The following is a 4,816-nucleotide window of genomic DNA, read 5'->3' as shown; positions in this document are numbered from 1 at the left end:
GGGCGGCCCGGCCCCGGCCGCCGGGCGGGCGCGCGCCCCCCCCCCCGGGGGGGGGGCGCCCCCCGGGGGGGGGGGGCCCCGCCCCCCCCGCCCGCCCCCCGGGGGGGGGGCCGGCGCCCCCCCCCCCCCCCCCCCGCCGCGGTGTTTCCCGCGGGTGCGTCAGATCTGCACGCCGAAGTCCTGGGCGATGCCGGCCAGGCCGGAGGCGTAGCCCTGGCCGACGGCGCGGAACTTCCACTCCGCGCCGTTGCGGTAGAGCTCGCCGAAGATCATCGCGGTCTCGGTGGCGGCGTCCTCGGAGAGGTCGTAGCGGGCGATCTCGGCGCCGCCGGCCGCGTTCACCACGCGGATGTAGGCGTTGCGGACCTGGCCGAAGTTCTGGCCGCGGGCGACGCCGTCGTAGATGGTGACCGGGAAGGTGATCTTGACGGCCTCGGCCGGCAGGCCGGACAGGCTGATGTTGAGCGCCTCGTCGTCGCCCGCGCCCTCACCGGTGCGGTTGTCACCGGTGTGCACGACGGTGTTGTCCGGCGTGCTGGTGTTGTTGAAGAACACGAAATGGGCGTTGGACAGCACCTTGCCGTCCGCGTTCAGGACGATCGCGCTGGCGTCGAGGTCGAACTCGGCGCCGGTCGTGGTGCGGACGTCCCAACCCAGGCCGACGGTGACCGCGGACAGACCGGGGGCCTCCTTGGTCAGCGAGACGTTGCCACCCTTGGAGAGGCTCACTGGCATGACGATTGCAGTCCCTTCGTTCGCTTCGTGCGCTTTTTCCCGGGACAACGCAATACTCCGGCGGCTTGGTTCCGCAGGAAGCGTGAATTCTTCGCGGGCGCCAATCGGAGGGCAAAGCCCGGGCAAAGCCGGTGTCAGATCCGCCGGAACCGGCCCTGCAGAGTCCAGATGTTCGGATTGTCGGCCAGGCCGGGGTGCATGTCGAAGAGGTCGGCCAGGGTGTCCTGGAGGAAGTCCCGGGCCTCGCGCCGCAGTTCGCCGTGGCGGACCACCACCGGCGGCTCGTCCGGCAGCCAGGTGGCGGTGACCTCGACCCAGTTGAAGCGGCGGGCGAAGCGCAGCAGCTCGGTGTTCTGGGTGAAGTCGAGGTCGGCGGTCTGCACCCGGGCGGCCCGGCCGCCGTCCGGGTCGCGGTCCAGGAGCTCGGCGACGTCGCACAGCGCCCAGGCGAAGTCGAGCACCGGAACCCAGCCCCAGGCGGTGGACAGGTCCGAGCCCTCGCCGTCCAGGTAGACGTCGCCGCAGAACAGGTCGTAGCGCAGGGCGTGCACCGACGCGGTGCGGTAGTCCGTCTGCGGGGGGTCGGGGAAACGGTTGGAGAGGGAGTAGCCGAGCTCGATCACGTACGCCATTGTCGGGGCTCGGGGCGGATCGGGGTAACCGGGTGCGCGGGCGCGGGGGCGTACCGATAACCGGGTGACCGGGCGGGCCGGGCGCGGGATGATGGACGCATGTCCGAGCCCATCCGCGTACGGGGGTCGGTGGTCGTCCCCGACGCCGAGCTCGTCTGGCGCTTCTCGCGTTCCTCCGGCCCCGGCGGCCAGCACGTCAACACCTCCGACTCCAAGGCCGAGCTGCGCTTCGACCTGGCATCGACCGGGGCGCTGCCCGAGGTGTGGCGCGAGCGTGCGCTGGAGCGGCTGGCCGGCCGGCTGGTGGACGGCCGGGTGCTGGTCGTCCAGGCCTCGGAGTTCCGCTCGCAGTGGCGCAACCGGGAGGCGGCCGCGGCCCGGCTGTCGGCGCTGCTGAGCGAGGCGTGCGCACCGCCGCCGAAGGCCCGGCGGGCGACCAGGCCGAGCCGGGGGACGGTCGAGCGGCGGCTGACCAACAAGCGGCTCCGCTCCGAACTGAAGCAGGGCCGCCGGGCGCCGCGCGGCGGCGAGTAGCCGGCGGGCGGTTCAGCCGAGGGTGCGGTAGCCGCCGCGGAAGTAGAGCAGCGGGCGGCCGGCCGGGTCGGGGACCACGGCCTCCAGGACGCGGCCGAGCAGCAGGGTGTGGTCGCCGGCGGGTATCCGCTGCTCGGTGCGGCACTCGACGGTGGCCAGCGCGCCGTCGATCAGCGGTGCGCCGGTGCGCGGGCCGCGTCGGTGCGGGGTGTCCGCGAACAGCAGCCGGTCGCTGAGCCGGCCCTTCATGGCGAACCGGGAGCCGAGCGTCTTCTGTCCCTCGGTCAGCACCGAGACCGCCCAGGTGTCCGTCCGGGAGAGCACCTCGTCCATCCGGGAGTCCTCGCGGACCGAGATCAGTACCAGCGGCGGCTCCAGTGACACCGAGAGGAAGGACGTGGCGGTCATGCCGACGTCCTCGCCGTCCTCCGGGTCGTGGACGGTCACCAGGCTCACGCCGGCGGCGAGCTGGGAGAGGGCAGCCCGGAACTCGTCGGGCGTGGCGTGGGGGGCAGCTTCGGGCTGCGGGGACGGGTACACGTACCGCACGGTAGTCGTCACCCGGGAGGAACGGCATCGGGCCTTGGTCGTAGGACCGGCGCTCCGGCCGAAGGGTTGCGCCCGGTGGCCGAACTCACCCTCAGGAGTGAAGCGGCCGGACCGGCGGGCCCAGTCGGCTTCAGTCCGGGGCCCATGCGGTCGACCACCAGAAATGTGCCGATAGCGCTTTATGTCCCGCTATGGGACAGATGAACTGATTAAGGGCGCATTAGTGTCGTGTGATTTAAGTCACAAGTGATGGCCTATTGCTGACCGAGCGTGCCGAGCGCTGTGCTCCCTGTGATTCAGTTCTTCTGGCAATCGGACGATAACCAATCAAGAACTATCCGAAGCAGCCGGGGAGCCCCCGCATGGAAGCCGAGTCGGAGCCGTACGTCCGTCTCGCGACCCTCCGCACCTTGCACCGGGTCGTGGCGGACCTCAACGCTGCCCGCAGCCTCGCTGGCACGCTCCAGGCCGTTGTCGAAGGCGCGGTGCACGGGCTCGGCTTCGACGCCGCCGCCGTCAGCCTGGTCCGGCCGGACGGCGACCTCGTGGTGGCGGCCGTCTGGGAGCTGGAGGAGAGCCCGATGGGCGGCCCCTCCGTGCTGCTCGGCCAGGTCGGCTCCCGGGAGTCCTGGGACCGGCTGCTCGGCGTCAGCGACCACTGGGGCACCCTGCGCTTCCTGCCGTACGACCGCGGCTGGGCCGTCGCCAGCGACATCCCGCGCTGGATCGGGGACAGCCCGCTGCCGGTGTACGCCAACGACTGGCACCCCGCAGACGGGCTGCTCGCCCCGATGTACAGCGCAGGCGGCGACCTCCTCGGCGTCCTCTCGGTGGACCGCCCGCGCAGCGGCAAGCGGCCCGGGGCGTGGACCCGCGAGGCGCTGGAGATGTTCTCCCTGCAGGCCTCCATCGCGATCGGCAACGCCCGGCTGCGGGCCGAGATGCAACGCGCGCTGGCCCGCCTGGAGAAGGAGCAGCAGGCGCTGCGGGCCAGCGAGGAGAGCTTCCGCCAGGCCTTCGAGTACGCGCCCAGCGGGATGGCGATCACCGAGCTGCACGGCGTCGGGCGCGGCCAGCTGACCAGGGTCAACGACGCGCTCTGCCGGCTGCTCGGCCGGCCCCGGGCGGTGCTGCGGCAGCAGAGCTTCGCCGACCTCGTGCACCCCGAGGACCGGGCGCTGCTGGAGCGCACCAGCGCCGAGAGCGGCCGCGCGGAGCTGCGGCTGTCCCGGCGGGACGGCGGCTACCAGTGGGTCTGCCTGCGCAACTCGATCGTCGCGGACGCGGCCGAGGGCCCGAGCTTCCTGCTCACCCACGTCGAGGACATCGAGGACCGCAAGCGGCACGAGTTCCAGCTCGCCCACCGGGCCAGCCACGACGCGCTCACCGGGCTGCCGAACGGCGCCGAGCTCAAGACCCGGCTGGCCCGCCGGCTCTGCGCCCAGCCGCAGCCGGTCGGCGCCGCGGCCGGCCAGGTCGAGGCGGCCTACCCGCAGCCGTACGGCTACCCGGCCGACTCCTACAGCGCGCACACGGCGCACGGGCGGCTGGAGGGCGCGGACCCGTACGCCGGGCCGGTGCACGGCTACGGACTGCCCGAGGGCCTGCCGAGCGGGCTCGGCCCGGGCTACGGGGAGCACGTCCACGCGGTGGTCCCGGCCGAGTACGGGCCGGGCGGCGAAGCCTGGTCGGCGCCGTTCCGCTCAGGCGGCGCGGCGGCGGTGGACAAGGGGCTCGCGGTGCTCTTCTGCGACCTGGACGGATTCAAGTCGATCAACGACCGGTTCGGTCACAACGCGGGCGACGCGGTGCTGGTCGAGGTGGCCCGGCGGCTGAGCCAGGCCGTCCGGGACGGTGACACGGTGGCCCGGCTCGGCGGTGACGAGTTCGTGGTGCTGGCCGACGGGATCGGCCGTGAGGAGGCCAAGGACCTCGCCCACCGGCTGCGGGGCGCCATCATCCCGCCGATGCGGATCGACGGACGGGCGATGCGGGTGGGGGTGAGCCTCGGGGTCGGCTGGGCCGGCTGCGGGATGAGCATCGAGGAGGTGCTGCACACCGCCGACGAGCGGATGTACGACGAGAAGCGGGCCCGGGGCGGGGCGGTGCGCGGTGCGCGCGGCGAGCGCTCGCACCGGCGCGCGGGCTGAGCCGGCGGACGGCCGGTGCGGGCTCGGGTCCGCCCAGGTCGGCCCGGGTTACCCGCGAGTTGTCAAGGGGTCTTTTCCCGCCGTCACATACGACAGGTAGGGTTCCCGGTACGACAGCGTCCATGATCTGCGCCGCCCGCAGCAGGCGGCGCACCGGATGGGGGAGCAGACCACCGTGACGACCGCCGGCAGCAACGGAGTGCCCGAGGGCCAGGG

Annotated in this window: 5 protein-coding genes; 2 read left to right on the top strand and 3 right to left on the bottom strand. The window is 73.2% G+C overall.

Annotated features, from left to right (window positions below):
• Positions 1 to 159 precede the first annotated feature (159 nt).
• Both ACIQOV_RS27860 and ACIQOV_RS27855 read right to left on the bottom strand, forming a co-directional pair.
• Positions 160 to 735 (bottom strand): TerD family protein, encoded by a 576-nt coding sequence (locus tag ACIQOV_RS27860; RefSeq protein WP_359909342.1) that lies wholly within the window; start codon positions 733 to 735, stop codon positions 160 to 162.
• A gap of 134 nt (positions 736 to 869) precedes the next feature.
• Entirely contained in the window at positions 870 to 1,367 is a 498-nt protein-coding gene (locus ACIQOV_RS27855) for a hypothetical protein (protein ID WP_380554233.1), read from the bottom strand.
• A gap of 99 nt (positions 1,368 to 1,466) precedes the next feature.
• On the opposite strand from ACIQOV_RS27855, the gene arfB reads away from it, so the two are divergent.
• Positions 1,467 to 1,901, top strand: a complete 435-nt coding sequence (gene arfB / locus ACIQOV_RS27850; protein WP_401053109.1) for an alternative ribosome rescue aminoacyl-tRNA hydrolase ArfB — start codon at positions 1,467 to 1,469, stop codon at positions 1,899 to 1,901.
• 12 nt (positions 1,902 to 1,913) lie between these two features.
• On the opposite strand, the gene ACIQOV_RS27845 is transcribed toward arfB, so the two are convergent.
• Positions 1,914 to 2,450 carry a flavin reductase family protein gene (locus ACIQOV_RS27845; RefSeq protein ID WP_387695577.1) on the bottom strand — a complete coding sequence of 179 codons (537 nt, stop codon included), beginning with the start codon at positions 2,448 to 2,450 and terminating at the stop codon, positions 1,914 to 1,916.
• 362 nt (positions 2,451 to 2,812) lie between these two features.
• Between ACIQOV_RS27845 and ACIQOV_RS27840 the strand changes: the two genes are divergently transcribed.
• The gene (locus ACIQOV_RS27840) at positions 2,813 to 4,600 is read left to right on the top strand and encodes a diguanylate cyclase domain-containing protein (protein WP_401053107.1); all 1,788 of its coding nucleotides are present in this window, start codon (positions 2,813 to 2,815) and stop codon (positions 4,598 to 4,600) included.
• Positions 4,601 to 4,816 lie beyond the last annotated feature (216 nt).

Source organism: Kitasatospora sp. NPDC091257, from assembly GCF_044757675.1.
Taxonomy (GTDB): domain Bacteria; phylum Actinomycetota; class Actinomycetes; order Streptomycetales; family Streptomycetaceae; genus Kitasatospora; species Kitasatospora lactacystinica.
This window is presented reverse-complemented; position numbering and strand designations above follow the sequence as displayed.

Excerpts from the sequence above, each read along its gene's own strand:
- ACIQOV_RS27860 (WP_359909342.1), bottom strand. The coding sequence starts at position 735 with ATGCCAGTGAGCCTCTCCAAGGGTGGCAACGTCTCGCTGACCAAGGAG.
- ACIQOV_RS27855 (WP_380554233.1), bottom strand. The coding sequence starts at position 1,367 with ATGGCGTACGTGATCGAGCTCGGCTACTCCCTCTCCAACCGTTTCCCC.
- arfB (WP_401053109.1), top strand. The coding sequence starts at position 1,467 with ATGTCCGAGCCCATCCGCGTACGGGGGTCGGTGGTCGTCCCCGACGCC.
- ACIQOV_RS27840 (WP_401053107.1), top strand. The coding sequence starts at position 2,813 with ATGGAAGCCGAGTCGGAGCCGTACGTCCGTCTCGCGACCCTCCGCACC.